Here is a 23,112-nt window from a genome sequence, read left to right as displayed (position 1 = left end):
CCGGAGGTGCCTCAGGTTCCCCAGCCGCCGAGCTTCGAGTTCGCACCTCCCGCATACGAGCCGCCGAGCTACACACCGCCGGCCGCTGACGCACAGGAACCCCCGGCCTCGCCGGACGCCCCCGGGTACGCTGCGCCCACCCCCGGATACAGCGCACCGGCGGCCCCCGTCTACGGCGCGCCCACGGGCGAGGCTTCGTTCCCCGGTGCTCCCGCATCGCAGGGGCACCCCGGATCCGTTCCCCCCTACGCGACGGGCGGGTACACGGGCACTCCGTACGGCGGCGGGCCTGCCGCGCCGCAGGGATCGGGGAAGGGGCTCGCGATCGCCGCGCTCGTCCTCGGCATCGTGGGCATCCTCGGCATCGCGGTCGCCTTCATCCCGTTCGCGGGCTTCGCCGCCATCCTCGTACCGATCGTCGCCATCGTCCTGGGCGTCATCGCCCTGGCGAAGAAGAAGCCGGGCAAGGGCCTCGCCATCACCGGCACCGTGCTGGGCGCGGTCGCGCTGGTCGCCTGCACGACGATCGCCATCGCGATGACGGCGTTCGTCACGAGCGTGGCGAACGACCCCGACCGCTTCATCCGCGAGAGCTGCGAGGCCGCGGGTCTGACGCAGGAGGAATGCGACGAGCTGACGGCGGATTCGGGCGTCACCGATCCTGAGTCGGCGCCGCAGGACGATCCGGCCGAGCAGACGGCCGGCGGATCGGTCGAGGTCGGCGAGCTCGCCTTCGGCCAGATCGCGGGCGAGGAGGGCTCGTGGTGGTACGTGGTCACCCTCGACCAGGCCGACAGCGCGGCCATGTACGAGTACTTCTTCTTCGATGTCGAGGCGCTGGATGCCGCGGGCCGGGTGCTGGACACCGACACGCAGTCGGCCACCCTGCTGCCGGGCAAGACGGTGCTGATCGGCGAATTCTACGACCTCGGCGCCGACCCGATCGCCGAGCTGAACCTCGTCGGCCTGGACGACGAGATGAACGAGGCCGTGTCGCTCCCGGACGACTTCGCGGGCGAGTTCACATTCAGTGAGGTCACCGGCACAACCGACTTCGGTCTCACCACCGTCACGGGCACGATCAGCAGCACGTTCCCCGTGGACCAGGAGGCCGTGTACATCAGCCTCGTCGCCCGTGACGCGGCGGGAAAGCCCGTCGCCGTGGGCCGTGCGACCACCGACCGGATCCCGGCCGACGGCAGCGCGAAGTTCGAGGGCTACATGACCGGCGAGGTGCCCGAGGGCGCAACGCTCGAGGCGTCCGCTCAGCTCTACTGAACCGGGGCCTGTCGCAGGCACCGCCACCACGAAGGCCCGGCCGCGCAGCCGGGCCTTCGTCGTATCCACCGGGCTCAGTGTCGCGCCGCGTCGAGGGCGTAGTCATCCGGCGCGAGAACACGCAGCCCCGTGTTGTGCAGCAGGTACTGCGCTCGCAGGCGCATGCCGGTCTCCGCCATGGCATCGGCCATGGCCGCCGCCCACGCGAGCTCCTCGTCTCTGAAGCTCTCCTCTCCCTCGCGCTCCCAGACCACCACGAGCTGCGTGACGTCGATCGCCGCGCCGATCCGGCCGATTCGGTCGGCGATCAGGCGCGCGGCCGTGACCGGACCGAGGTCTTCGACCACGGCAGGCTCGTGCGGATCCTCCGGAAAGTCGGTGGTGGGCATGATCGCCTCGCTCATCCGATCGTCGTCATCGAGGAACATCAGCCACAGCTGACGTCGGATCGCGCCGGTGAGCATCAGCCCGACCAGTTCCTCCAGCGTGGCGTCGGTCAGGGACTCCTCGCGCAGTTGCGCCATGCGGCGCGCGGCCGCCTCCGTGTATGTCATGTCTCGAGGTTGGCGCCTCATCGTCCGCGCCGACGGGTCCAAGGCGATCCGGGGAGACGATCCCGCGAAACAGCTCCTGTGGACGACTCACACCGCGCAGCGCACGCAGCGAGACGCCGTCGGGCGGGCGCGGAGCCGATCCTGCGGGATCGGTTCCCCGCACACCTCGCAGATCCCGTACGTCCCCGCCTCGATACGGCCGAGAGCCGCATCGATCTCTCGCAGCTCGTCGCGCGCGGCGTCGCTCAGGCCCGCCAGACGAGACCACTCCCCCGACAGCGTGGCGCCCTCCGGGTCATGCTCGTCGTCGGCCGTGGCATCGCCCCGTGCGGCGGCCACGGCGGTGATATCGCCCGCCCGCGCGGCGATCCGCCGCTCTGCCTGACGTCGGCGCTCCTGCAGCAGCGAGCGCAGCTCGGCATGGGTCGCGGACATGTCGGCACCCTATCCGGCACCCGCCCGAAACGGGAACGACCCCCGCACCTTGTGGGTGCGGGGGTCTGGTCCAGCTCAGGTAGAGCGGTCTGTGGCGGGCTCAGCGCCCGGCGTCAGAACGTCAGAGGGTCAGCGCGCAGCCGAGCCCTCGACGTAGTCCTCGTCGGTCGACTTCCAGGCGAACAGGGCGCGCAGCTCCTTGCCCGTGACCTCGATCGGGTGACCCTGCTCCTTCTCGCGGAGCGACAGGAACTCCTGGGCGCCGTTGTCCTGGTCGTCGATGAAGCGCTTGGCGAACGCACCGGACTGGATGTCCGCGAGGACCTCCTTCATACGCTCCTTGGTGCCGGCGTCGATGACGCGGGGACCCGAGACGTAGTCGCCGAACTCGGCGGTGTCGGAGATCGACCAGCGCTGCTTGGCGATGCCGCCCTCCCACATGAGGTCGACGATGAGCTTGAGCTCGTGCAGCACCTCGAAGTAGGCGATCTGCGGCTGGTAGCCGGCCTCGGTGAGGACCTCGAAGCCCGCCTGGACGAGGTGGCTCATGCCGCCGCAGAGGACGGCCTGCTCGCCGAACAGGTCGGTCTCGGTCTCCTCGGTGAAGGTCGTCTTGATGACGCCTGCACGCGTGCCGCCGATGGCCTTCGCGTACGAGAGGGCGGTGGCCCACGCGGTGCCCGAGGCGTCCTTCTCGACGGCGATGATGTCCGGGATGCCGCGGCCTGCGACGTACTCACGACGCACCGTGTGGCCCGGGGCCTTGGGCGCGACCAGGATCACGTCGACGTCCTGGGGGGCGTCGATGTAGCCGAAGCGGATGTTGAAGCCGTGCGCGAACGCGAGGGTCTTGCCCGCCGTCAGGTTCGGCGCGATCGACTCGGAGTAGATGCCGCGCTGGTGCTGGTCCGGCGCGAGGATCATGATGAGGTCGGCCCACTTGGTCGCGTCGGCGACGTTCAGGACCTGGAAGCCCTCGTCCTGCGCCTTGGCGGTCGACTTCGATCCGTCCTTCAGCGCGATGGCGACCTCGACGCCCGAGTCGCGCAGGTTCTGCGCGTGGGCGTGGCCCTGCGAGCCGTAGCCGACGATCGCGACCTTCTTGCCCTGGATGATCGACAGGTCGGCGTCCGCGTCGTAGAAGATCTCGGTGCTCACGGTGGTGTTACTCCTTGGTGGGTTGGGTTCAGAAAATGGTGAAGCGGGTGGATCGGCCGGATCAGCCGCGCAACACGCGCTCGGTGATCGACTTGGAGCCGCGGCCGAGGGCGAGCAGGCCCGACTGCGCGAGCTCGCGGATGCCGAAGGGCTCGATGGCCTTGAGGAACGCGTCGACCTTGCCCTTGTCGCCGGTGACCTCGATCACCAGCGCATCGGGGGCGTAGTCCACGACATTCGCACGGAAGAGGTTGACGACCTCGAGCACGTTGGATCGCGTGGTGTTGTCGGCGCGCACCTTCACGAGCATGTGCTCGCGCTGCACGCTCGCCGACTGCTCGAGCTCGACGATCTTGATCACGTTCACGAGCTTGTTCAGCTGCTTGGTGACCTGCTCCAGGGGAAGGGCCTCGACGTCGACGACGACGGTGATGCGGGATAGACCCGGCACCTCCGTGACGCCCACGGCGAGCGACTCGATGTTGAAGCCGCGACGGGCGAACAGCCCGGCCACACGGGTCAGCAGACCCGGCTTGTCCTCGACGAGGAGGCTCAGCACGTGCGTGGTCATGTCAGTCCTCCTCGCTGAAGGCCGGGGCGTGGTCGCGGGCGTACTGGACGTAGCTGTTGCTGACACCCTGCGGCACCATCGGCCACACCATCGCGTCGGCGCTCACGACGAAGTCGATCACGACCGGGCGGTCGTTGGTCTCGAGCGCGAGCTTGATCGCCGGATCGACCTCCTCCGGCTTCTCCACGCGGATCGCGAGGCAGCCATACGCCTCGGCCAGCTTGACGAAGTCGGGGATGCGGATCGTGTCGTGGCCCGTGTTCAGGTCGGTGTTCGAGTAGCGACCGTCATAGAACAGGGTCTGCCACTGCCGCACCATGCCGAGCGACGAGTTGTTGATGATCGCGACCTTGATCGGGATGTTGTTCAGCGCGCAGGTGGCGAGCTCCTGATTGGTCATCTGGAAGCAGCCGTCGCCGTCGATCGACCAGACCACGCGGTCGGGCTGGGCGACCTTGGCGCCCATCGCGGCGGGCACGGAGTAGCCCATGGTGCCGGCGCCGCCCGAGTTCAGCCACGCGTTGGGCCGCTCGTACTTGATGAACTGCGCCGACCACATCTGGTGCTGTCCCACGCCGGCGGCGTAGATGCCCTCCGGACCCGTGAGCTCGCCGATGCGGCTGATCACGTGCTGGGGCGAGAGCAGTCCGTCCGTCGGCGGGGTGTAGCCCAGGGGGTACTGGTTCTGCAGCCCGCGCAGGAACGCCCACCACTCGCTGATATCGGTTCGGTCGCTCTGCGCGTGCAGCGCGGCGTCGAGGTCGACGAGCACGTCCTTCAGATCGCCCACGATCGGCACATCCGCGGTACGGATCTTTCCGATCTCAGCGGGGTCGATGTCGACGTGCACGACCTTGGCGTTCGGCGCGAACAGCGCGGCCTTGCCCGTCACGCGGTCGTCGAAGCGCGCGCCCAGGGCGACGATGAGGTCGGCGTCCTGCAGGGCGAGAACCGCGGGCACGGTGCCGTGCATGCCCGGCATGCCGAGGTGCTGTGCGTGCGAGTCGGGGAACGCGCCTCGTGCCATCAGCGTCGTCACCACGGGGGCACCGGACGCCTCGGCCAGCGTCTTCAGCTCCTGCGAGGCGCGGGCGCGGATCACGCCGCCGCCCACGTAGAGCACCGGCTTCTCGGCCTGGGCGAGCATCGCGGCCGCGGCCTGGATCTGCTTGCCGTGCGCCTTGGTCACGGGGCGATAGCCCGGCAGGTCGATCTTCGGCGGCCAGATGAAGGGCACCTCTGCCTGCTGAGCATCCTTCGTGATGTCCACGAGCACGGGTCCGGGGCGGCCGGTCGAGGCGATCTCGTACGCCGCCGCGATGGCGCCCGGGATCTCCGAGGCGTCCTTCACGAGGAACGAGTGCTTTGTGATCGGCATCGTGATGCCCACGATGTCCGCCTCCTGGAAGGCGTCGGTTCCCATGAGCGTCGAGAACACCTGGCCGGTGATCGCGAGCAGCGGCACCGAATCCATGTAGGCGTCGGCGATCGCCGTGACGAGGTTCGTCGCACCGGGACCGGAGGTGGCGATGCACACGCCGACCTTGCCGCTGGCGGCGGCGTAGCCCTCGGCCGCGTGACCGGCGCCCTGCTCGTGACGGACCAGGATGTGCCGCAGCTTCTCGGCGGACATCAGCGGGTCGTACACGGGGAGGATCGCGCCGCCCGGCAGGCCGAAGACGTCTTCGACGCCCAGGAGCTCGAGGGAGCGGACGACGGCCTCGGCACCCGTGAGCACGGGAGCGGAGGACGAGGAGGAGCGGGATGCGGGAGGGCGCGGCAGCACCTTCGCCGCGTCAGAGGCCGCGGAATCGGGCATGGTGATGTTCCTTGAGTCGAGTCGGGGGGACCACGTGAATGGACACGGGTCAGCCGGTCGTCGCGCCCTCCGCAGCGGAGCGCACGAGTCGCGAGTACTTCGCCAGAACGCCTCGGGTATAGCGCGGGGGCAGGGGCTCCCAGCCGGAGCGGCGGGATTCGAGCTCTGCGTCGTCGACGAGTAGGTCGATCGAGCGAGCCGCGATATCGACCCTGATCAGATCACCATCGCGCAGGAAGGCGATAGGACCACCGTCCACCGCCTCCGGTGCAACATGGCCGATGCACAGTCCGGTTGTGCCGCCTGAGAATCGACCGTCCGTCAAGAGTAGTACATCCTTGCCGAGCCCAGCGCCCTTGATGGCCGCCGTGATGGCGAGCATCTCGCGCATGCCGGGGCCGCCCTTGGGGCCCTCGTAGCGGATGACCACCACGTCGCCGGCCTTGACCTCGCCGTTCGCGAGGGCGTCCATCGCGGCGCGCTCGCGCTCGAACACGCGCGCGGGCCCCTCGAAGACCTCGGCGTCGAAGCCGGCGGTCTTCACGACGGCGCCCTCCGGCGCGAGCGATCCGTGCAGGATCGTGATGCCACCGGATGCGTGGATCGGGTTGTCGAAGGTGTGGATGACCTCGCCGTCGATCGGGTCGGGGTTGAGGTCGGCCAGGTTCTCGGCGAGCGTCTTGCCCGTGACGGTGAGGGCGTCGCCGTGCAGCAGCCCCTCGTCGAGCATCGCCTTCATGATCACGGGGATGCCGCCGTGACGGTCGACGTCGTTCATGACGTACTTGCCGAACGGCTTCATGTCGGCCACGTGCGGCGTCTTGTCGCCGATGCGGTTGAAGTCGTGCAGGGTCAGGTCGACCTCGGCCTCGCGCGCGATCGCGAGCAGGTGGAGCACGACGTTGGTCGAGCCGCCGAGCGCCATCGCGAGGGCGATCGCGTTCTCGAAGGCCTCCTTCGTCAGGATGTCGCGGGTCGTGATGCCCTGGCGGAGCAGGTTCACGACAGCCTCGCCCGAGCGGTGGGCGAAGTAGTCGCGACGACGGTCGGCGGAGGGCGGGGCGGCGGAGCCGGGGAGGCTCAGGCCCAGGGCCTCGGCGACCGAGGCCATCGTGTTCGCCGTGTACATGCCGCCGCAGGCACCCTCACCCGGGGCGATGGCGCACTCGATGCGCTTCAGGTCCTCTTCGCTCATCAGGCCCGCGCGGCAGGCGCCCACGGCCTCGAACGAGTCGATGATCGTGACGTCCTTCTCGGTGCCGTCCGACAGCTTCACCCAACCGGGCGCGATCGATCCGGCGTAGAGGAACACGCTCGAGAGATCGAGGCGGGCGCTGGCCATGAGCATGCCCGGGATCGACTTGTCGCAGCCGGCGAGCAGGACGGATCCGTCCAGGCGCTCGGCCATCATCACGGTCTCGACGGAGTCGGCGACGACCTCGCGCGAGACGAGCGAGAAGTGCATGCCCTCGTGGCCCATCGAGATGCCGTCGGAGACGGAGATGGTGCCGAACTGCAGCGGGTAGCCGCCGCCGGCGTGCACACCCTCCTTGGCACCCTGGGCGAGGCGGTCCAGGCTCAGGTTGCAGGGCGTGATCTCGTTCCAGCTGGACGCGATGCCGATCTGGGGCTTGTCCCAGTCTTCGTCGCCCATTCCGACCGCGCGCAGCATGCCGCGCGACGTGGTGGCCTCGATGCCATCCGTGACGACGCGACTGCGGGGCTTGATGTCGGGGGTTTCGGACGGATTTGCGAGGTCGACCATACGCGGAAGTCTATGCCCGGCGCGGAACCCTCCCCGGCCGTGAGTGCACTCCGCACAACACCCGGCTCACACCTCGGTCAGGATGCTCGCGCGTCGGCCAGCGCAATGAGCAGGTCGGCGAGCTCCAACGGATCGGCGACGCGCACGGCGGCCGCCGTCTCCCCGTCGCCCACACGCACGCCGAGGTCACCTGGACGCAGGCTCCGCAGAGCGTCCTCGTCGGTCACGTCGTCGCCCGCGAAGAGCACGGCCGTGGCGCCCGTCTCGTCCCGCAGGCGCGCGATCGCGCTGTCCTTGCCCTCATGCCGCCACGCGTACTCGATCAGGTCCTTCGCGAGGCGCCGGCGCCATCCCGGTGCCCGCTCGGCCACCAGCGCGTCGACGCGCTCGTTCGCGAGCGAGGTGCCCGCGTCATCGGCGAGGCGCGTGTGCACGGCGAAGCCATAGGCCTTGTGCTCGATCCATGCGCCCTCGATGCCGTCGACGGCGGCCTCCGCCGCGGCGACGAGCTCGGCCGCGAGCGTGCCGTCCGCGGGATCCGGCTCGTCCTCCGCGACCGGCGGAACGCCCTCGGGGCGCCAGTGCTCCGCGCCGTGGGATCCCGACAGCCAGATGCGCGAGTCGTCCGTGTGCTCGCCGATGACGCGCAGATCCGCCAATTGCCTGCCGGACACGAACGCGACCGTCGTCCGCGGCAGCTCCGACAGACGCTGCACGGCCGCGGCCGACTCCGGCAGAGCGCGCACCTCGAGCGGGCGATCGCTGAGGTGCGAGAGCGTGCCGTCGAAGTCCAGGGCGACGAGGAGGGTGTCCGTCGCCGCGATGTCGCGGACGGCGTCCGCCCATCCGGTCACTTCGCGGTGTCCCTTCGGGCGCGACGGATCTTGTCGATGTCGCTGAGGAAGTCGTGCGACCAGTCCTCGACGTCGTGGTCGAGCACACGCCGGCGCAGCGCGCGCATCCGTCGCGACTGCTCCCCCGGCGACATCTCGACGGCCCGCATGATCAGATCCTTCAGCCCGCCGATGTCGTGCGGGTTCACCAGCAGAGCGCTCGTGAGTTCGTCGGCGGCACCGGCGAACTCGCTCAGCACCAGCACGCCGGTGTTGTCGGTGCGCGAAGCCACGTACTCCTTCGCGACCAGGTTCATGCCGTCGCGGAGCGCGGTGACCAGCATCACGTCGGCGGCGAGGAAGAGGGCGACCATCTCCTCGCGCGGGAAGCCCTGGTGCAGGTACCGGATGGCGGTGTGGTGCATCGTGTCGTAGTCGCCGTTGATGCGGCCCACGGTCAGCTCGATCTCGTCACGCAGCTCGGCGTACGCGTCGACGCGCTGACGCGACGGGCTGGCGACCTGCACGAGCGTCGCGTCGCCGACCTGGAGCCGGCCGTCCTGGAGGAGCTCTCCGAAGGCCTTCAGGCGGTGACGGATGCCCTTGGTGTAGTCGAGCCGGTCGACGCCGAGCAGGATGGTCTTCGGATCGCCCAGCTGCTCGCGGATCTCCTTGGCCCGGGCGATGACGGCCGGATCGTTCGCGAGGTCGATATACGACTGCGCGTCGATCGAGATCGGGTACGACTTCGCGATCGCGACGCGCGAGACGCTCTCGCCGTCCTGGGGCGAGGCGACCACGATCTCGTTCGAGCGGGTCGTGTGGTGCAGCACGCGCCGCACCGAGCGCTGGAAGTTGCCGGCGTCCGCCTGCCGCTGGAAGCCGATCACGTCGGCGCCCAGCAGGCCCTCGAGCACCTGGCGGCGCCAGGGCAGCTGCGAGTAGAGGCCGTATGCCGGGAACGGGATGTGGTGGAAGTAGCCGATCGTGACGTCGGGGCGCAGCTCGCGCAGCATCTTCGGCACGAGCTGCAGCTGGTAGTCCTGCACCCACACGACGCCGCCCTGCTCAACTGCTCCCGCGGCAGCTTCGGCGAAGCGCTGGTTGACCTTGACGTAGGACTCCCACCACGAGCGGCGGTAGACGGGCGTCGCGATGACATCGTGGTAGAGCGGCCAGATGGTGCCGTTCGAGAAGCCCTCGTAGTAGCTCTCGATCTCGCCGGCGCTGAGCGGCACGGGCACGAGCTTCGAGCCCTCGAACTCGAACGGCTCGAGGTCGAGATCGGGCTGTCCTCCCCAGCCGACCCAGGCCCGGTCGGGCTTGCGCATCACGGGCTCGAGGGCGGTCACGAGGCCGCCGGGCGAACGACGCCAGCTCTCGGATCCGTCCGGGCCGATGACGCGGTCGACGGGAAGGCGGTTGGCGACGACGACGAGGTCGGCGCGGTCATCTTCGGTGGTCATGGGGCTCCTCCCTGGGGGCTCTCCCTCACGCTAACAGCGGGGCCCGCCGGGCAGGAGATCGCCACCGAGGGCTTGACTTGGCCCGCTACCGTGGGTCACATGGCTCTGCGCAAGTACCTCACCGGCACGGGACTCATCGGCACGCTGTCGACCGGATACTCCATGCTGCGGAGCGCGAATGACCAGCGCTTCACGTGGCGATCCGGCCTGGCCTGGCTCAGCTGGGGAATCACCTTCGCTCTGACGATCGGCACGATCCTGGACATCCACAAGGCCAGTGTCGGCCGTGAGGTGCCGCAGGACTCGCCCATCAAGGGCAAGGAGAAGAAGTACTTCTCCGCGATCGAGGCCGAGAAGCGCGCGCAGCGCCTCGCCGCCCGCCGCTGATCCCGGCGCGCCCTCGACGCCTCACCCTCCCGGGGTGAGGCCGCGGGTGAAAAGCGCCTCCGAATGTCCACAGATCCGCGGTTCCTCCCCCACCTACCGGATGTTCCGGCATATCGTTTCCTCACGCAGATCGGACTCGGACAGGGGACCCCCCGCCCCGCTTTCATGTCGCCGACGCGCGTGCTCGACTCAGCCGTGGTTCCTACCCCCGCAGGATGAACGCTCACCCTCGGCCGTCGAGGTCCCCCGTTGGTATCTGGATCCGGGACGGTGTTCGCCGTACCCGGGGAGGAGCAAGACGATGATCGAGACCCTCGAGATCTCCGCCACGCGTCTCAGCGACGTCGTCGCTGAGCGCATCGCGGACGCCATCATGGATGGCACCATCCCCGCCGGGTCGCGCGTGCGCGACCACGAGCTCGCCCAACAGCTCGGAGTCTCGCGCATGCCCGTGCGCGAGGCCCTGCAGCGCCTGCAGCGCGTCGGTCTCATCGAGACCGCCGCGAGCAGGTACACCCGCGTCACGGAGGTCACTCCGGAGCTCGCGGATTCCACCCGTCGTTTCTCTGGCCACTACATGGTGTCGCTGGTGCGCATGGCGATCGCGCGCATCGAGCCGAACGAGCGCACGAAGGCGGCGCGCTCGATCGACGACCTCGCGTACCGGCTCGAGGAGACGGGCGACCTCGTCGCCGCCCGTCGCGACATCCTCATCCTGCTGATCGCCCTGGCCAGCAATTCGTTCATCTCGGCGATGTCCTCGGACATCGGCATCGCGATCCAGCGCAACCTCATCGGCACTCGCCTGCCGCTCGACACGGCTCCCGAGCTCGCGGCCAGCTTCCGCGAGCTGCGGGATGCCTTCCTCGACGGCGACGCCGATCGCGCCGAGCGGATCGCCCGCGCCCAGTACGGCATCGACGACGAGTGATCGTCGTCTGAGCCAGGAAGGGGCGGTCGGCGCACACGCGCCGGCCGCCCCTTCCTCGGTTCTCCTGCGCCGCCGCGCGGGAACGACGAAGGCCCCGATCTCGCGACCGGGGCCTTCTCTGGTGCACCCCCAGGGACTTGAACCCTGAACCCACTGATTAAGAGTCAGTTGCTCTGCCGATTGAGCTAGAGGTGCATGCTGTCTGGAGGCGCTTTGCGCTCTCCGGCAACGAGGAAATACATTACCAGGAGTTCACGGGCCCGGCTAATCCGGTCGAGACTCCGGGCGTGTCTCCTCCGATCCCCGTCCCCACGGCGTCTTTCGCCCGGCATATGCTGTCCGACACGATGCCACTCGACGGCTACGTCTGGTCGCTGCCCGAGTGACCACGGGCGCTGCCCCCAACCTGTGCGATGTCGGAGAAGGTCGCGCGCTGTCGGGCGTGTCAGGGGCCGCCGGTATCCTCGAGGGGTGACCTTCCCGGACGCCTCCCCCGTTACGCCCGGTGCCCTCGACGACGACCTGCAGCTCGCGCTGCGACTCGCCGACGCCGCCGACGCTCAGACACTCCCGCGCTTCGACGCGGGTGACCTCGACGTGTCGCGCAAGGCCGACCGGTCGCACGTCACCGACGCCGATCTCGCCGCCGAGCGCGCGGTTCGCGCGCTGCTCTCCGAGCACCGTCCGGGCGACGGCGTGTTCGGCGAAGAGTATGGCGAGGGCGAGCGGTCCTCGCGCCGCTGGATCATCGACCCCATCGACGGCACGGCGAACTTCCTGCGCGGGGTCCCCGCCTGGGGCACGATGATCGGCCTGCAGATCGACGGGGTCGTCCGTCTCGGCGTGGTCAGCATGCCCGTCTGGGGCCGCCGCTGGTGGGGCGCGGAGGGGCTCGGCGCGTTCACGCGCACGGCGGAGGGCGAGACGCGCCCGATCCGGGTCTCGGAGGTGGCGACACTCGACGACGCGAGCGTGAGCTTCCAGAGCATCGCGCAGTGGGACGGCGCCGGTCACCTCGACGCGCTCATCGCTCTCACGCGCACCGTCTGGCGCGACCGCGCATACGGAGACATCTGGTCGTACATGCTGCTCGCCGAGGGACGCCTCGAGATGGTGGGCGAGTTCGACGTGAAGGAGTACGACCTCGCGGCCGCCGCCGCGATCGTCGCCGCCGCGGGGGGCCGTTTCTCGTCGTTCGACGGCGAGCCGACGATCGCGTCCGGCTCTGCCATCGCCACGAACGGCGTGCTGCACGACGCGATCCTCGCGGTTCTGCGCGGTGCGTCGTCCTCGGTGACCCCATGACGGAGTTCCGTCGCCCGGCGGCGCTCCTGCTCGCCGGCGCGGCGATGCTGTCGCTTGCGGCCTGCACGCCGAAGGGTGAGACGCCCGATCCCGACACCACGACGCCGGCGAACGAGGGCGCCGCAGCGCCCGACGCGCACCCTACGTGCACAACGATCATCCCGGAGACGCTCGTCGCCGACTTCAAGGAGTACGGCCTCAGCGCGATCGAGGAGCCGTTCGCCTTCGGCGACCCTGCGACCACGAAAGTTGAGGGCGGCATCACCTGCAAGTGGGGAAACCCCGAGGTGCCGACCGACCACGGCGTGCAGATCTACGGCTGGGCGCCGATGGACGAGTCCGGGCGCGAGAAGTGGACGGCGTTCCTCACGGAACAGGGCTGGACGCACTCGGAGGGCGACGGGCTCGAGTACTTCGGCGACCCGTTCGCCGAAGGGGGCATGACCTACGCGTTCGGCGACGGCTTCGTGATCGTCGCCGATACCGAGGACGCCCTGCCCCTCGTGTCGTTCCCCGCTTCCTGAGGAGAGGATCCGGATCTTGACGACCCGGATCCTCTGCGACCCGTGTCAGGGAGCGACAGGGAAGTGCGACGAGATCGCGACCCGGTTCCAGGCGTTGATCTCGATCGCGAGCCAGGTGATGGCCGAGACCTGCGCATCGGTGAGGTGCTCGCCGGGCTGCACACCGCGGTGGGGAATGCGGCCGTGATCACTCATCAGGGTGACGTCCTCGGCCAGCTGCAGCGCGGCCCGCTCGGCATCGGTGAAGTACTGGGACTCCCACCAGGCTGCGACGACCGCGAGTCGGTCTGCGGTCTCCCCCGCCTTGACGGCGTCGCGCGCGTGCATACGCAGGCAGAACGCACAGCCGTTCAGCTGCGACGCGCGGATCTTCACGAGCTCGATGAGCTTCTTGTCGAGGCCGGCCGCCTCGGCGGCGCTCTCGATGACGCCGCTGAGTGCCATCGTGGCCTGGTAGGCCTCGGGGTGCAGCTTGGCGATGTTGACGTGCGACATGGTCTTCCTCTCGCCGCGCCGGATGCGCGGCCTCACGAGGATTGACCGCGGGTTCGCCGATGATGTGACAGACGCGTCACATTCCCCGGATCCGTCCTGTCAGCACTGCAGGGAGCATCCGCACAGACGAGGGAGCAACAGCATGAAGATCGCCGTCGCCGGAGGAACAGGCACCGTCGGAGCACACGTGGTCGCCGCCGCGCGCGCATCGGGGCATCACACCGTGGTGCTCAGCCGGTCCGCCGGCATCGACCTCACCACGGGTCGAGGCCTCGCCGATGCCCTCTCCGGCGTCGACGCCGTGATCGACGTGGCCTCCACGTCCACGCTGTCGGGGCGTAAGAGCGTCGCGTTCTTCGAGACCGTGACCCGGCAGCTGCTCGAGGCCGAGCGCGCGGCCGGCGTCACACGGCACGTCGCGCTGTCGATCGTCGGCGCCGCGCAGATCGCCGATGGCTACTACGCCGGGAAGGCCGCACAGGAGCGGCTCGTGCAAGCATCCGGCACCGGTTGGACGATCCTGCGTGCGACACAGTTCCACGAGTTCGCCGCGCAGACCGCGGCCCAGGGCCGCATGCTGGGCCTGCACGTCGTGCCGGCGATGACCTCGCAGCCGGTCGCGGCGCGAGAGGTGGCTGCCGCCCTCGTCACCCTCGCCGAAGGCGAGCCCCAGGGAATCGCGCCCGACCTGGCGGGACCGCGCGTGGAGAGCATGCCCGAGCTCGTGCGCCGCTGGCTGCGCCACATGGGATCGAAGGGCCCGGTGCTCACCGTGCCCCTGCCGGGACGATTCGGTCGCGGGATCCGCAGCGATACGATCCTGCCCGGAGCGGGCGCGACGATCGGCAGGCAGACCTTCGACGAATGGCTCGCCGAGCAGGACTGAACGGCACCGCCACGTAGGATCGAAGACGTGCTCATCGGCGTCATCCGTCCCACCGAAACCCGCGACCTCGAAGCCGCCGGGGCCTCGCTCGAGGCGATCGCGAGCGCCTTCCAGGCCCAGGTGCCCGAGGGCTGGCAGCTGACCCATCAGAGCGTCACCATGCCCAAGGGCTCCTCCGCGCTGACGGCAACGGGGCGTATGGCGCGCTGGGGAGAGCTGCAGGAGGTGCAGGCGCCCGACCTCGACGCACTGCACGCCGCCGTGCCCGACGGCTGGGCGCTGATGTCGGTGCGCCGGGCCTGAGGCCCCACGGGGCGCGGCACCGTCTCAGTGCGCCCAGGGCATCCGCTCGGAACGCACCGGCTCGCCCGTGGCCACCGCCTCGCGGATGAGCAGTCCGAGGTAGTGATCCTGGGCCGCGTCGGCCAGTGAGTAGATCGGCGCGCCGCCGTGCACGTGGTCGCGCATGCCGAGCAGCGCGCGGGCGATGCCGATCTCGTCTTCCGCGAGGCGCGCGGGCGCGAGCTCGTTGCGCTCGAGCCAGCGGCCGTCCAGCTGGTAGCCGCGGAAGTGCATCCCCTCGTGGTTGTGCGGACCGCCCGCGTCGAGACGCGTGATCTCCGACCGCACCGGGGCGCCGTCGGCCTGGCGCCGCACGGTCGTGTCGCGCAGCTCCCCGTGCGATCCGCGAAGCTGCACACGCGGCGTGCGGACCCACGAGCGGTACTGCTGGTCGTCGAAGTCATACACGCCCAGGCGCTCACCCCACTCGAGCCAGGCGAGCGTACGCGAGGAGGTCGCGACGCGTTCCCGCTGCGGATCACCGGCGCGATCGGGCCCCCACACCACCGGTGCGAGGTGGCGCAGCGCGCGTATCGTCACCGGCTCGAAGCCGACGCCCAGCGCCCGGCGCAGCACGCTGATCCCGTGATACTCGTGTGCGATGGCGATGTCCGCCTGCTTCACGTCCCCGAGCAGACCCGATGCCCCCACAGCAAGCTGCGCGGATACCAGGGGCTCCAGGTGATACTGCTCCGCCACCTGGATGACCGCCCCTCGGCCGACGAGCTCGTGCAGCCCCACAAGCCCCGGCACGTCCGGCGCCGGCGGCGTCTCGACCAGCACGGGCTTTCCCGCGGCCACCAGCTGGGCGACGACGTCGGGCGCCTTGTCTCCCTGCACCGCGACGAAGACGAAGTCGGCGTCGCACTCCGCGGCGAGCGCGTCGACATCGCTCCACACGCGCACCCCGTACTCGGCTTCGAGGCCGGGCACGCGCTCGGGCCGCCGGGTCGCGAGGCCCGTGAGACGCAGCGCACCGGGGGTGAGACGCGAGACGACGCGGGCGATGAGCCCCGCGCGATAGCCGTCCCCGACGATGGCGAATGTCCCGGGCGTCTTCGACTCCATGCGGCCAGCGTAGGCCCACGCCGGGCGACGAGGGGCGGCGGGGCTGGCACGCCCCCACCGATCCCGTCAAGCAGGAGGCATCGGGATCGCCCCGCGGGTTTGATGGAGTCATGAGCAGCACTGCGGGCCGCGAGGCACCCGACGCCAAGCCGTCGCTGAGCGAGATCCACCGCTTGTCCTGGTGGTTCGTGGCGAAGAAGACGGTGCGCGAGTTCATCGCCGACCAATGCCGTGATCTCGCCGCGGGCCTCACTTTCTATTCCGTGCTGTCGCTGCTGCCGGCGATCGTCGCGGTGCTCTCGCTGCTGGGCGTGATCGGCCAGGACAAGGAGGCGGTGACGGCGGTGCTGCAGGTGCTGCAGGAGGCGAACCCCGACGCGGCGCAGTGGCTCCGTGGCCCGCTCGAGGAGCTGTCGCGGTCGTCCGGCGTGCGCTTCGCGCTCGGCGGTGGCATCGTGATCCTGATCTGGACCGCGTCGCTGTACGTGAGCGCGTTCGCCCGGGCCCTGAACCGCATCTGGGAGACGCCCGAGGGGCGGCCGTTCTGGAAGCTGAAGGGATCGCAGCTTCTCGTCACGGTGCTGGCGATCGCGCTGGTGTCGGTGGGCGCCGTGCTGCTGCTGATCGGCGGAGACTTCGCGGTGGCGACCGGATCGGCCCTCGGCATCGGCGAGACCGGATTGCTGGTGTGGCGGATCGTGCGGTGGCCTGCGCTGGTGATCGTGGTGACGCTGTTCGTGGCGCTGCTCTACTACTTCACCCCGAACTCGAAGCAGCCGCGGTTCCGTTGGGTGAGCGTGGGCGCGCTGATCGCGATCGTGGCGCTGGCCCTGGCCAGCGCGGGCTTCGCGCTGTACGTGAGCAGCTTCTCTCAATACGAGCGCGCGTACGGCTCGCTCGCGGGCATCGTCATCCTGCTGCTGTGGATGTGGATCGCCAACGGCGCGCTCCTCTTCGGCGCGCAGTTCGACGCAGAGCTCGAGCGAGCCCGCGAGCTGCAGGCGGGCATCCCCGCCGAGCACGGCATCCAGCTCCCCCCGCGCGACACCACGGTCATCGAGAAGCGCGCCGCCCAGGAGGCGAAGGATCAGGCCGACGCTCGGCGCATCCGGCACCGCCCGTGACGCGCGGAGTGAGGGTCACACAGGCAGCCGGAAGAGCCGGCGCATCGCCGTCTCCGCCGCGGCCGCGTCGGAGGATCGGATGCTCGCGGAGAGCTCGTCCACAGCCTCCTTGTGGATCGTCTGATCGACGGGAACGTCATAGCGACGCACGTTGCACCAGATGGCCGGGAGGCTCCGGTCCAGCATGCGCCCGAGGAAGTGCGTCGCCCCCGTATCGATCAATCTCCGAAGCACGTCGCGCACGACATCGGACAGCGTCGCCGGATCCTCGACGAGACCGAGATCCGCCACTTCGCGGATGAGCACGGCGCGCTCCCGATCGCTGAACTCCGGGAGCTTGGTGCGAAGCAGGACGCCGCCCGCGTACCCGGCGAAAGCGATCGTCTCCTCGGCGAGTTCTTTCGTCACGGTCACCACTCGGGTGAACCGGCTCGGCGAGGATTCGATCAAGCCGATCTGCTCGAGACGCTGCAGCGCCTGCCGCACCGGCATCCGAGAGACGTGCAGAGACGCCGCCAGCTCGGCATCGCGAAGCTTCGCGCCCTGCTCCAGGGCGCCGTCGCCGATTGCCGAGATGAGTCGCTCCAGCACAAGGTCCGAGAGCGCCGGCTTCTGGACGACGATGGGTTCGATCTTGGGCTGGACGTCATCGATCACGGAATCGAGCGTAAACCCGATCCGGACGCCGGCCGGACGCCGAAAGGCCCCGTCTTCCCTGCGTGAGCAGGGAAGACGGGGCCTTCGACAGAGTGGGTGTGTCCGTGGAGCTGGGGGGAATCGAACCCCCGTCCAGCACTGAGTCTCTGGGGCTTCTCCGGGCGCAGTCTGTGAAAGCGTTCTGCTCGGCTCCGACCTTTGTCACAGACACCTAAGTCGACGAGCCCAGTCGAGAAAGAGTCCCGCGAGACGTCTCGACACCGTCTCGCAGCGAGATCCCTAGATGACGCCAGGGTCCGTGTCGGGATCAGCCACGGTCTGACGGACTATCAGGCTCGCTTAGGCAGCGAGGGTGAAGTCAGTGCGCTTGGAGTTGGCACTTATTGGTTTGCAGGGAGCGTTAACGAGATAACCCCGCATCCTCGGCCCGCTTCTCGCAGATTCGCAAGCACTGTCGAAACCGATCAGCCCCGTGAATCCCTCGAATGAAGGGGACACATCCACACTGTTGATTTTCCAGGCCCTTCCGTCTCCGGAGGGGCCGCTCTCGGTGGAGAACACCGAGCATCACAGTCTACAACGGATCGGCGGGCCGGTCCATTCCGGCTGGCGCGTCGACACGGTGAGCGCGGACTGCACAGGCCTGCGAGCGTCCCCGGTGACACCGGCGGGCAGCTCCGAGACGGCGTCGACCCTCGCGCGAGTAGCCATGCACCCGCCCTCAGGTCAAGAGGGAGGCGCGTTCTCTTCAGCGCGCGTTACATGGTGAGTCCAGACCAAGCGGTAACGGAGAGGATGACCATGTCGCAGAACTATGGTGCGGTTCCGCCGTCGAACACGACGGGCTACGGATCGAATGACGCCGGGTACGGAACGTCGGGCAGCGTCGAGGGCGGGAACGGGACCGCCGAGACCGCGAAGCAGGAGGCCGTCGGGGTCAAGGACACGGCGCAGGCCGAGGCGGGGCACGTCGTCGAGACCGCCAAGCAGGAGGTGTCGTCCGTCGCACACGAGACGAAGGCGCAGGCCCGGCAGGTCTACGCCGAGACCCGCCGCGAGCTGTCGGAGCAGGCGGCCACGCAGCAGCAGCGAGTGGCCGACGGACTGCGGTCGATCGGCGACGAACTGCAGCAGATGGCGCGCGGCTCCGAGAACCCGGGCATGGCGACCGAGTTCGTCGAGATGGCGTCGACGCGGTTGTCGGATGCCTCATCCTGGCTCTCGCAGCGCGACCCCGGCTCGCTCGTGCATGAGGTGAAGACCTTCGCACGGCGCAAGCCCGGGCTCTTCATCGCAGGCGCGCTCGTCGCCGGCATCGCGGCCGGACGTCTCACCCGCGCGCTGGCCGAGGGAGCGAAGGAAGAGCACGCTGCCTCGGGCACGGGCGGCGCGGCCGGCCAGGCCTCGGCGGGGAGCACGGTCACCGGCGTCCCCACGGGCGGTGCATCGGCAAGCGGAGTACCGGCGTACGCGCCCCCGACACCGGCTCCGGCCGGAGTGGGCACGGAGACGCCGATGTACGACCGCACGCGGGTCGTCGATCCCCTCGGCGAGCCGGGTGTGGCGACCGGCCAGGGCTCCACCGGGGAGGCGCGCGATGGACTCTGACCCGACGCCCTCCGAGCAGAAGGCGGCCTCGACCTCGCTCGGCGATCTGCTGGGTGAGGTGACGCAGGACCTGTCGGTGCTGATCCGGCAGGAGATCGCGCTGGCCAAGGCCGAGCTCAAGGAGTCCGCCACCAAGGCGGGCACCGGTGCCGGCATGATCGGCGGCGCCGGATATGCCGCACTCATGGCGGTGTTCTTCCTGTCCGTCGCGCTCTGGTGGGCGCTCGGACAGCTGGTCGGCCTGGGCTGGTCGGCCGTGATCGTCGCACTCATCTGGGCGGCGGTCGCCGCGGTGCTGTTCTTCACGGGCCGCAATCAGATCAAGGAAGTGAAGGGCGCTCCCCGCACGGTGGAGACGCTGGGGAAGATCCCGGACGCCCTCAAGAGGAATGAGGAGAACCGATGACCGATTCGCCCGAGGCGATCCGCGCCGACATCGAGCGCACCCGCCGTGAACTCAGCTATGACGCCGACGCCCTCGTCGACAAGGTGACGCCGTCGAAGATCGCCCACCGCCAGACCGACAAGCTCAAGGGGGCGCTGTCTTCGGTGCGCGACCGCATCATGGGCGCCGCCGACGATGCGGGATCCTCGCTCCACGACGCGGGTCACTCCGTCGTGGACGGTGCCTCGCACGCCACCCACCGCGTGGCCGCGAAGGCCGAGGGCAATCCGCTCGCGGTGGGCATGATGGCCTTCGCGGCCGGAATGCTCATCTCCTCCCTGGTCCCCGCCTCGGAGAAGGAGAAGCACCTCGCCGAGGGCGTCAAGGAGCAGGCGCAGCCGCTCATCGACGAGGCCAAGCACGTGGCGCAGCAGGTCGGGGAGGACCTGAAGGAGCCCGTCCAGCAGGCCGCGACCGCGGTGAAGGACAGCGCGCAGGAGGCCGCGTCCCACGTGCGCGACGACGCACAGGATGCCGCGGGCACCGTGCGCGACCGTGCCGAGCAGGCACGGGACACGCTCGGCAACGGCTGATCCCCCGAGCAACCCGAGAGGGACGACGGCCCTGCGCCGTCGTCCCTCTTCTGCGTCCAGCGGAGGCCCGCGAGGCCTCACGCCTCGCGGGCACTACTGTGTCTGCATGGCACTCCCGAGCCAGGGCGCGATGACGCGCCCGCAACACGATGTCCCCCGCCGCGCGGGCGCTCCCGAGCGCCTGTCGCGGATGATCCGGATCCCGACCGTCAGCGCCGAGCACGCCATCCGGGGGCAGGAGCCCTTCGACCAGTTCGTCGCACTGCTGCGGGAGCTGTATCCGGGCACGCATCGCGTGCTCGAACTCGAGCGCATCACCGATCTGGGTCTGCTCTACCGCTGGCCCGGCGCCTCCGATCGCGACCCCGTGGTGCTGATGGCGCACTACGACGTGGTGCCGGCGTCGGAGGCCGACGGCTGGACCCACCGCCCGTTCGACGGCGTGATCGACGGCGGGTTCGTGCACGGGCGCGGCGCGCTCGATGACAAGGGTCCTCTGCTCGTGATCCTCGAGGCGGTCGAGGACCTGATCTCGTCCGGGTTCTCACCCTCGCGTGACGTCTACCTCTCCTTCGGCGGCAACGAGGAGACGTATGGTCACGCCGCCGCAGCCATCGCCCGCACCCTCAAGGAGCGGGGCATCACGCCCTGGCTGGTGCTCGACGAAGGCGGGGCGGTGGTCGATGCTCCCCTGCCGTTCGTCGCGGGACGCGCGGCGATGATCGGGGTCGGAGAGAAGGGTGTCGCGACGTTCCGGATCGAGGCGCTCGGCGAGGGCGGGCACGCGTCGGCACCGAGCGGTCTGACCGCGGTCGGGCGCATCGCCCGCGCCGTGCACCGCCTGGACGCCGGCACATTCCGCGCCCGCACCACGCCCACGATCTCGCGTATGCTCGCGCTCTTCGCCACCCGCGCGTCGGGGGCAGGCAGGCTGATCCTGCGTCTGCTCGCCGCGGCGCCACCCGTGGCGGCCGCCGTGTTCGCCCGCCTCGGCTCCGAGCCCGCCGCGCTCGTGCGCACCACCATCGCCGCCACGATGGCCGAGGGCGGATCCGCCGCCAATGTGCTCCCCGCACGCGCCTCGGCCACCCTGAACGTGCGGATCCTGCCTGGCGAGACCGTCGCCGGCAGCCTCGAGCGCATCCGCCGGCGCATCCGGGATCCGAAGATCGAGATCGAGGTGCTGGAGGGCAGCGACCCCTCACCCGAGTCCGATCCGGACGGCCCCGCCTTCGCCGCCGTCGCGTCCGCGGTGCGGCACGCGTTCCCCGATGCCCTTCCCGCTCCCTACCTGATGATGCAGGCGAGCGACTCGCGCCACTTCCATCGACACTGCCCGGATGTGCTCCGCTTCGCCCCTCTCGAGATGTCGACCGCACAGCGTGCGTCGGTGCACGGCGTCGACGAGCGGGTCGAGATCGCCTCGCTCGAGCGCGGCCGCGACTTCCACATCGCGCTGCTCACGAGCCTCCCCGCAGAAGCAGGAGCCCGCCCATGACCTCGGTCGCATCCGCGAAGCCGCGGCTCGGCGCGCTCGCCGGCATCGTCGGGTTCCTCGCCTTCGTCGAGTTCACCAGCGGCGTGCTGCAGGGGTGGTACACCCCGATGCTCACGGACATCGCCCGGCACCTGGGCATCCATGATGCCGATGTGAACTGGCTCGAGGGCTCGCAGCTGATGCTCTCGGCGCTCGTGGTGCCGATCTTCGCGAAGCTCGGCGACATGATCGGACACAAGCGCATGCTGCTCGTCTCCACCGCGCTGACCGCGGCGGCGTCGTTCGCGCTTCCCTTCACCGATTCGTTCGCCGTGTTCCTGGTCGCGTGGGCGCTGCAGGGGTTCTACGTCGTGTGGCTGCCCCTCGAGATCGCCCTGATCTGGTCGCGCGCCCGCCAGAGCGGATCCGGATCGCTCCTCACCGCCCGCGCCGCCGGCCTGCTCGTCGCCGCCCTGGAGGGCGGCGCCATCGCGGGGGCCCTCGTCGGCGGTGCGCTCGTGGACGCCCTGCCGCTGTGGATCGTGCTGCTCATCCCCGCTCTCTTCGTCACCGGATGCTTAGTCGTCATCCTGATCGGAGTGAAGGAGTCTCCGATGCTCAGCGGTGGACGCTTCGACACCACCGGTGTGGTGCTGCTGACACTCGCCCTCGCCGCGTTCACGGGAGGCCTCAGCCTGCTGCGTCTCGATGGCGGGCTCCTCGCCTGGGCGCTGGTACTCGGCGGGGCGCTGCTGATCTGGCCGTTCGCCGTCTGGGAGCTGCGTTCGACGGATCCGCTCATCGACGTGCGGATGTTCTCCGACCCCGCGCTGTGGCCCGTGTTCCTCACGGCCGGGCTGTTCGGTGTCAGCGTTCTCGGCGCGCAGGCTCCGCTGTCGACGTTCGCGCGCACCGATCCTGCGGTCTACGGCTACGGCCTGGGCACCGCCGGTTTCGCGACCTCGCTCATCATCGGGCTGTATCTGATCGCCATGATCGGCGGCGCGCTCCTTTACCCCGTGGTCGCGAGGCGTCTCACGCCCCGGATGGCGCTCATCGGCGCGTCCGTGCTCGTGGGCATCGGGTACCTGCTGTTCCTGCCCTTCCACAGCGCATACGGGCAGGTCGTCGCCAACATGGTCGTGGCGGGAATCGGGTCGGGTGCGCTGGTTGCGGCCCTGCCCGCGGCAGCCGCGTCGGCGGCGCCGTCGCGGGCCACCGGTCAGGCCACGGGTCTCACCAACGGCGTCAAGACGATCGGCGGGGCGATCGCATCGTGTGTGTTCGGCATCGCCCTGCTGCACGGCACCGGGGGCGTCGCCGAGTCGACGGCCGGCTCGTTCGCCGGCTACGTCACGGTGTGGCTCGTCTGCGGGCTCACCGCGCTGGTCGCGGCGGCCGCGCTGCTCCTCGTGCCGCGGGACGCCTTCACCGACCGCCGCGCCTGAGGC

Annotated in this window: 24 protein-coding genes, 1 tRNA gene and 1 other RNA gene; 13 read left to right on the top strand and 13 right to left on the bottom strand. The window is 69.7% G+C overall.

Annotated features, from left to right (window positions below):
• The first annotated feature begins 6 nt into the window (after positions 1 to 6).
• Positions 7 to 1,278, top strand: coding sequence for a DUF4190 domain-containing protein (locus tag J5V96_RS12820; protein WP_208500071.1), 1,272 nt, complete (start codon positions 7 to 9; stop codon positions 1,276 to 1,278).
• Positions 1,279 to 1,352: 74 nt separating this feature from the next.
• On the opposite strand, the gene J5V96_RS12815 is transcribed toward J5V96_RS12820, so the two are convergent.
• From J5V96_RS12815 to J5V96_RS12780, 8 genes are all read right to left on the bottom strand, one after another.
• Complete coding sequence (locus J5V96_RS12815) at positions 1,353 to 1,832, bottom strand: hypothetical protein (protein WP_208500070.1); 480 nt, start codon at positions 1,830 to 1,832, stop codon at positions 1,353 to 1,355.
• A gap of 87 nt (positions 1,833 to 1,919) precedes the next feature.
• Positions 1,920 to 2,267, bottom strand: a complete 348-nt coding sequence (locus J5V96_RS12810; protein ID WP_208500069.1) for a TraR/DksA family transcriptional regulator — start codon at positions 2,265 to 2,267, stop codon at positions 1,920 to 1,922.
• A gap of 129 nt (positions 2,268 to 2,396) precedes the next feature.
• Positions 2,397 to 3,425 (bottom strand): ketol-acid reductoisomerase, encoded by a 1,029-nt coding sequence (ilvC, locus tag J5V96_RS12805; protein WP_208500068.1) that lies wholly within the window; start codon positions 3,423 to 3,425, stop codon positions 2,397 to 2,399.
• A gap of 61 nt (positions 3,426 to 3,486) precedes the next feature.
• Positions 3,487 to 3,996, bottom strand: a complete 510-nt coding sequence (gene ilvN / locus J5V96_RS12800; protein WP_208500067.1) for an acetolactate synthase small subunit — start codon at positions 3,994 to 3,996, stop codon at positions 3,487 to 3,489.
• Position 3,997: 1 nt separating this feature from the next.
• On the bottom strand, positions 3,998 to 5,815 hold the full coding sequence (locus J5V96_RS12795) for an acetolactate synthase large subunit (protein WP_208500066.1): 1,818 nt from the start codon (positions 5,813 to 5,815) through the stop codon (positions 3,998 to 4,000).
• Positions 5,816 to 5,864: 49 nt separating this feature from the next.
• A complete protein-coding gene (gene ilvD / locus J5V96_RS12790; protein WP_208500065.1) occupies positions 5,865 to 7,580 on the bottom strand; it encodes a dihydroxy-acid dehydratase in 1,716 nt (571 codons plus the stop codon).
• Positions 7,581 to 7,657: 77 nt separating this feature from the next.
• Entirely contained in the window at positions 7,658 to 8,434 is a 777-nt protein-coding gene (gene otsB, locus J5V96_RS12785; RefSeq protein WP_208500064.1) for a trehalose-phosphatase, read from the bottom strand.
• Entirely contained in the window at positions 8,431 to 9,879 is a 1,449-nt protein-coding gene (locus J5V96_RS12780) for an alpha,alpha-trehalose-phosphate synthase (UDP-forming) (protein ID WP_208500063.1), read from the bottom strand. Before J5V96_RS12780 ends, otsB begins: the two co-directional genes overlap by 4 nt.
• A gap of 99 nt (positions 9,880 to 9,978) precedes the next feature.
• Here J5V96_RS12780 and J5V96_RS12775 point away from each other — a divergent pair, with 99 nt between their 5' ends.
• Positions 9,979 to 10,266: a hypothetical protein gene (locus J5V96_RS12775; RefSeq protein ID WP_236014366.1), complete on the top strand. Its 288-nt coding sequence runs from the start codon at positions 9,979 to 9,981 to the stop codon at positions 10,264 to 10,266.
• Between the two features lie 301 nt (positions 10,267 to 10,567).
• Entirely contained in the window at positions 10,568 to 11,197 is a 630-nt protein-coding gene (locus tag J5V96_RS12770; RefSeq protein ID WP_208500062.1) for a GntR family transcriptional regulator, read from the top strand.
• 119 nt (positions 11,198 to 11,316) lie between these two features.
• Here the strand turns inward: J5V96_RS12770 and J5V96_RS12765 are convergent.
• Positions 11,317 to 11,392: transfer RNA gene (locus tag J5V96_RS12765), tRNA-Lys, on the bottom strand.
• A gap of 276 nt (positions 11,393 to 11,668) precedes the next feature.
• Between J5V96_RS12765 and J5V96_RS12760 the strand changes: the two genes are divergently transcribed.
• Together J5V96_RS12760 and J5V96_RS12755 are read left to right on the top strand one after the other, a co-directional pair.
• Complete coding sequence (locus J5V96_RS12760; protein WP_307793308.1) at positions 11,669 to 12,502, top strand: inositol monophosphatase family protein; 834 nt, start codon at positions 11,669 to 11,671, stop codon at positions 12,500 to 12,502.
• The gene (locus J5V96_RS12755) at positions 12,499 to 13,026 is read left to right on the top strand and encodes a hypothetical protein (RefSeq protein ID WP_208500060.1); all 528 of its coding nucleotides are present in this window, start codon (positions 12,499 to 12,501) and stop codon (positions 13,024 to 13,026) included. Before J5V96_RS12760 ends, J5V96_RS12755 begins: the two co-directional genes overlap by 4 nt.
• A 45-nt stretch (positions 13,027 to 13,071) precedes the next feature.
• Here J5V96_RS12755 and J5V96_RS12750 read toward each other — a convergent pair whose 3' ends face one another.
• A complete protein-coding gene (locus J5V96_RS12750) occupies positions 13,072 to 13,521 on the bottom strand; it encodes a carboxymuconolactone decarboxylase family protein (RefSeq protein WP_208500059.1) in 450 nt (149 codons plus the stop codon).
• A 142-nt stretch (positions 13,522 to 13,663) separates the two neighbouring features.
• Here J5V96_RS12750 and J5V96_RS12745 point away from each other — a divergent pair, with 142 nt between their 5' ends.
• Together J5V96_RS12745 and J5V96_RS12740 are read left to right on the top strand one after the other, a co-directional pair.
• Entirely contained in the window at positions 13,664 to 14,407 is a 744-nt protein-coding gene (locus tag J5V96_RS12745) for an SDR family oxidoreductase (RefSeq protein ID WP_208500058.1), read from the top strand.
• 27 nt (positions 14,408 to 14,434) lie between these two features.
• The gene (locus J5V96_RS12740; RefSeq protein WP_208500057.1) at positions 14,435 to 14,710 is read left to right on the top strand and encodes a hypothetical protein; all 276 of its coding nucleotides are present in this window, start codon (positions 14,435 to 14,437) and stop codon (positions 14,708 to 14,710) included.
• Between the two features lie 24 nt (positions 14,711 to 14,734).
• Here J5V96_RS12740 and J5V96_RS12735 read toward each other — a convergent pair whose 3' ends face one another.
• Positions 14,735 to 15,817: a Gfo/Idh/MocA family protein gene (locus tag J5V96_RS12735; RefSeq protein ID WP_208500056.1), complete on the bottom strand. Its 1,083-nt coding sequence runs from the start codon at positions 15,815 to 15,817 to the stop codon at positions 14,735 to 14,737.
• A gap of 110 nt (positions 15,818 to 15,927) precedes the next feature.
• On the opposite strand from J5V96_RS12735, the gene J5V96_RS12730 reads away from it, so the two are divergent.
• On the top strand, positions 15,928 to 16,941 hold the full coding sequence (locus tag J5V96_RS12730; RefSeq protein WP_208500055.1) for a YihY/virulence factor BrkB family protein: 1,014 nt from the start codon (positions 15,928 to 15,930) through the stop codon (positions 16,939 to 16,941).
• A 15-nt stretch (positions 16,942 to 16,956) separates the two neighbouring features.
• Here the strand turns inward: J5V96_RS12730 and J5V96_RS12725 are convergent, their stop codons facing one another.
• Together J5V96_RS12725 and ssrA are read right to left on the bottom strand one after the other, a co-directional pair.
• Entirely contained in the window at positions 16,957 to 17,598 is a 642-nt protein-coding gene (locus J5V96_RS12725; protein WP_307793302.1) for a GntR family transcriptional regulator, read from the bottom strand.
• Between the two features lie 102 nt (positions 17,599 to 17,700).
• Positions 17,701 to 18,070, bottom strand: a transfer-messenger RNA (tmRNA) gene (ssrA, locus tag J5V96_RS12720).
• 329 nt (positions 18,071 to 18,399) lie between these two features.
• On the opposite strand from ssrA, the gene J5V96_RS12715 reads away from it, so the two are divergent.
• From J5V96_RS12715 to J5V96_RS12695, 5 genes are all read left to right on the top strand, one after another.
• Positions 18,400 to 19,206, top strand: a complete 807-nt coding sequence (locus tag J5V96_RS12715) for a hypothetical protein (protein WP_208500054.1) — start codon at positions 18,400 to 18,402, stop codon at positions 19,204 to 19,206.
• Positions 19,196 to 19,612, top strand: coding sequence for a phage holin family protein (locus J5V96_RS12710; RefSeq protein WP_208500053.1), 417 nt, complete (start codon positions 19,196 to 19,198; stop codon positions 19,610 to 19,612). Before J5V96_RS12715 ends, J5V96_RS12710 begins: the two co-directional genes overlap by 11 nt.
• Positions 19,609 to 20,184 carry a DUF3618 domain-containing protein gene (locus J5V96_RS12705; protein WP_208500052.1) on the top strand — a complete coding sequence of 192 codons (576 nt, stop codon included), beginning with the start codon at positions 19,609 to 19,611 and terminating at the stop codon, positions 20,182 to 20,184. The genes J5V96_RS12710 and J5V96_RS12705 overlap by 4 nt, the downstream gene beginning before the upstream one ends.
• Before the next feature lie 106 nt (positions 20,185 to 20,290).
• Complete coding sequence (locus J5V96_RS12700) at positions 20,291 to 21,682, top strand: M20/M25/M40 family metallo-hydrolase (protein ID WP_236014365.1); 1,392 nt, start codon at positions 20,291 to 20,293, stop codon at positions 21,680 to 21,682.
• Positions 21,679 to 23,109 carry an MFS transporter gene (locus J5V96_RS12695; protein ID WP_208500051.1) on the top strand — a complete coding sequence of 477 codons (1,431 nt, stop codon included), beginning with the start codon at positions 21,679 to 21,681 and terminating at the stop codon, positions 23,107 to 23,109. Before J5V96_RS12700 ends, J5V96_RS12695 begins: the two co-directional genes overlap by 4 nt.
• Positions 23,110 to 23,112 lie beyond the last annotated feature (3 nt).

Source organism: Microbacterium stercoris, assembly GCF_017592545.1.
Lineage (GTDB): Bacteria > Actinomycetota > Actinomycetes > Actinomycetales > Microbacteriaceae > Microbacterium > Microbacterium stercoris.
Note: the sequence above shows the minus strand (reverse complement) of the source record. Positions and strands in the feature narration are given on the sequence as shown.

Excerpts from the sequence above, each read along its gene's own strand:
- J5V96_RS12815 (WP_208500070.1), bottom strand. The coding sequence starts at position 1,832 with ATGACATACACGGAGGCGGCCGCGCGCCGCATGGCGCAACTGCGCGAG.
- J5V96_RS12810 (WP_208500069.1), bottom strand. The coding sequence starts at position 2,267 with ATGTCCGCGACCCATGCCGAGCTGCGCTCGCTGCTGCAGGAGCGCCGA.
- ilvN (WP_208500067.1), bottom strand. The coding sequence starts at position 3,996 with ATGACCACGCACGTGCTGAGCCTCCTCGTCGAGGACAAGCCGGGTCTG.
- J5V96_RS12795 (WP_208500066.1), bottom strand. The coding sequence starts at position 5,815 with ATGCCCGATTCCGCGGCCTCTGACGCGGCGAAGGTGCTGCCGCGCCCT.
- ilvD (WP_208500065.1), bottom strand. The coding sequence starts at position 7,580 with ATGGTCGACCTCGCAAATCCGTCCGAAACCCCCGACATCAAGCCCCGC.
- J5V96_RS12780 (WP_208500063.1), bottom strand. The coding sequence starts at position 9,879 with ATGACCACCGAAGATGACCGCGCCGACCTCGTCGTCGTCGCCAACCGC.
- J5V96_RS12775 (WP_236014366.1), top strand. The coding sequence starts at position 9,979 with ATGGCTCTGCGCAAGTACCTCACCGGCACGGGACTCATCGGCACGCTG.
- J5V96_RS12770 (WP_208500062.1), top strand. The coding sequence starts at position 10,568 with ATGATCGAGACCCTCGAGATCTCCGCCACGCGTCTCAGCGACGTCGTC.
- J5V96_RS12755 (WP_208500060.1), top strand. The coding sequence starts at position 12,499 with ATGACGGAGTTCCGTCGCCCGGCGGCGCTCCTGCTCGCCGGCGCGGCG.
- J5V96_RS12750 (WP_208500059.1), bottom strand. The coding sequence starts at position 13,521 with ATGTCGCACGTCAACATCGCCAAGCTGCACCCCGAGGCCTACCAGGCC.
- J5V96_RS12745 (WP_208500058.1), top strand. The coding sequence starts at position 13,664 with ATGAAGATCGCCGTCGCCGGAGGAACAGGCACCGTCGGAGCACACGTG.
- J5V96_RS12735 (WP_208500056.1), bottom strand. The coding sequence starts at position 15,817 with ATGGAGTCGAAGACGCCCGGGACATTCGCCATCGTCGGGGACGGCTAT.
- J5V96_RS12730 (WP_208500055.1), top strand. The coding sequence starts at position 15,928 with ATGAGCAGCACTGCGGGCCGCGAGGCACCCGACGCCAAGCCGTCGCTG.
- J5V96_RS12715 (WP_208500054.1), top strand. The coding sequence starts at position 18,400 with ATGTCGCAGAACTATGGTGCGGTTCCGCCGTCGAACACGACGGGCTAC.
- J5V96_RS12710 (WP_208500053.1), top strand. The coding sequence starts at position 19,196 with ATGGACTCTGACCCGACGCCCTCCGAGCAGAAGGCGGCCTCGACCTCG.
- J5V96_RS12705 (WP_208500052.1), top strand. The coding sequence starts at position 19,609 with ATGACCGATTCGCCCGAGGCGATCCGCGCCGACATCGAGCGCACCCGC.
- J5V96_RS12700 (WP_236014365.1), top strand. The coding sequence starts at position 20,291 with ATGGCACTCCCGAGCCAGGGCGCGATGACGCGCCCGCAACACGATGTC.
- J5V96_RS12695 (WP_208500051.1), top strand. The coding sequence starts at position 21,679 with ATGACCTCGGTCGCATCCGCGAAGCCGCGGCTCGGCGCGCTCGCCGGC.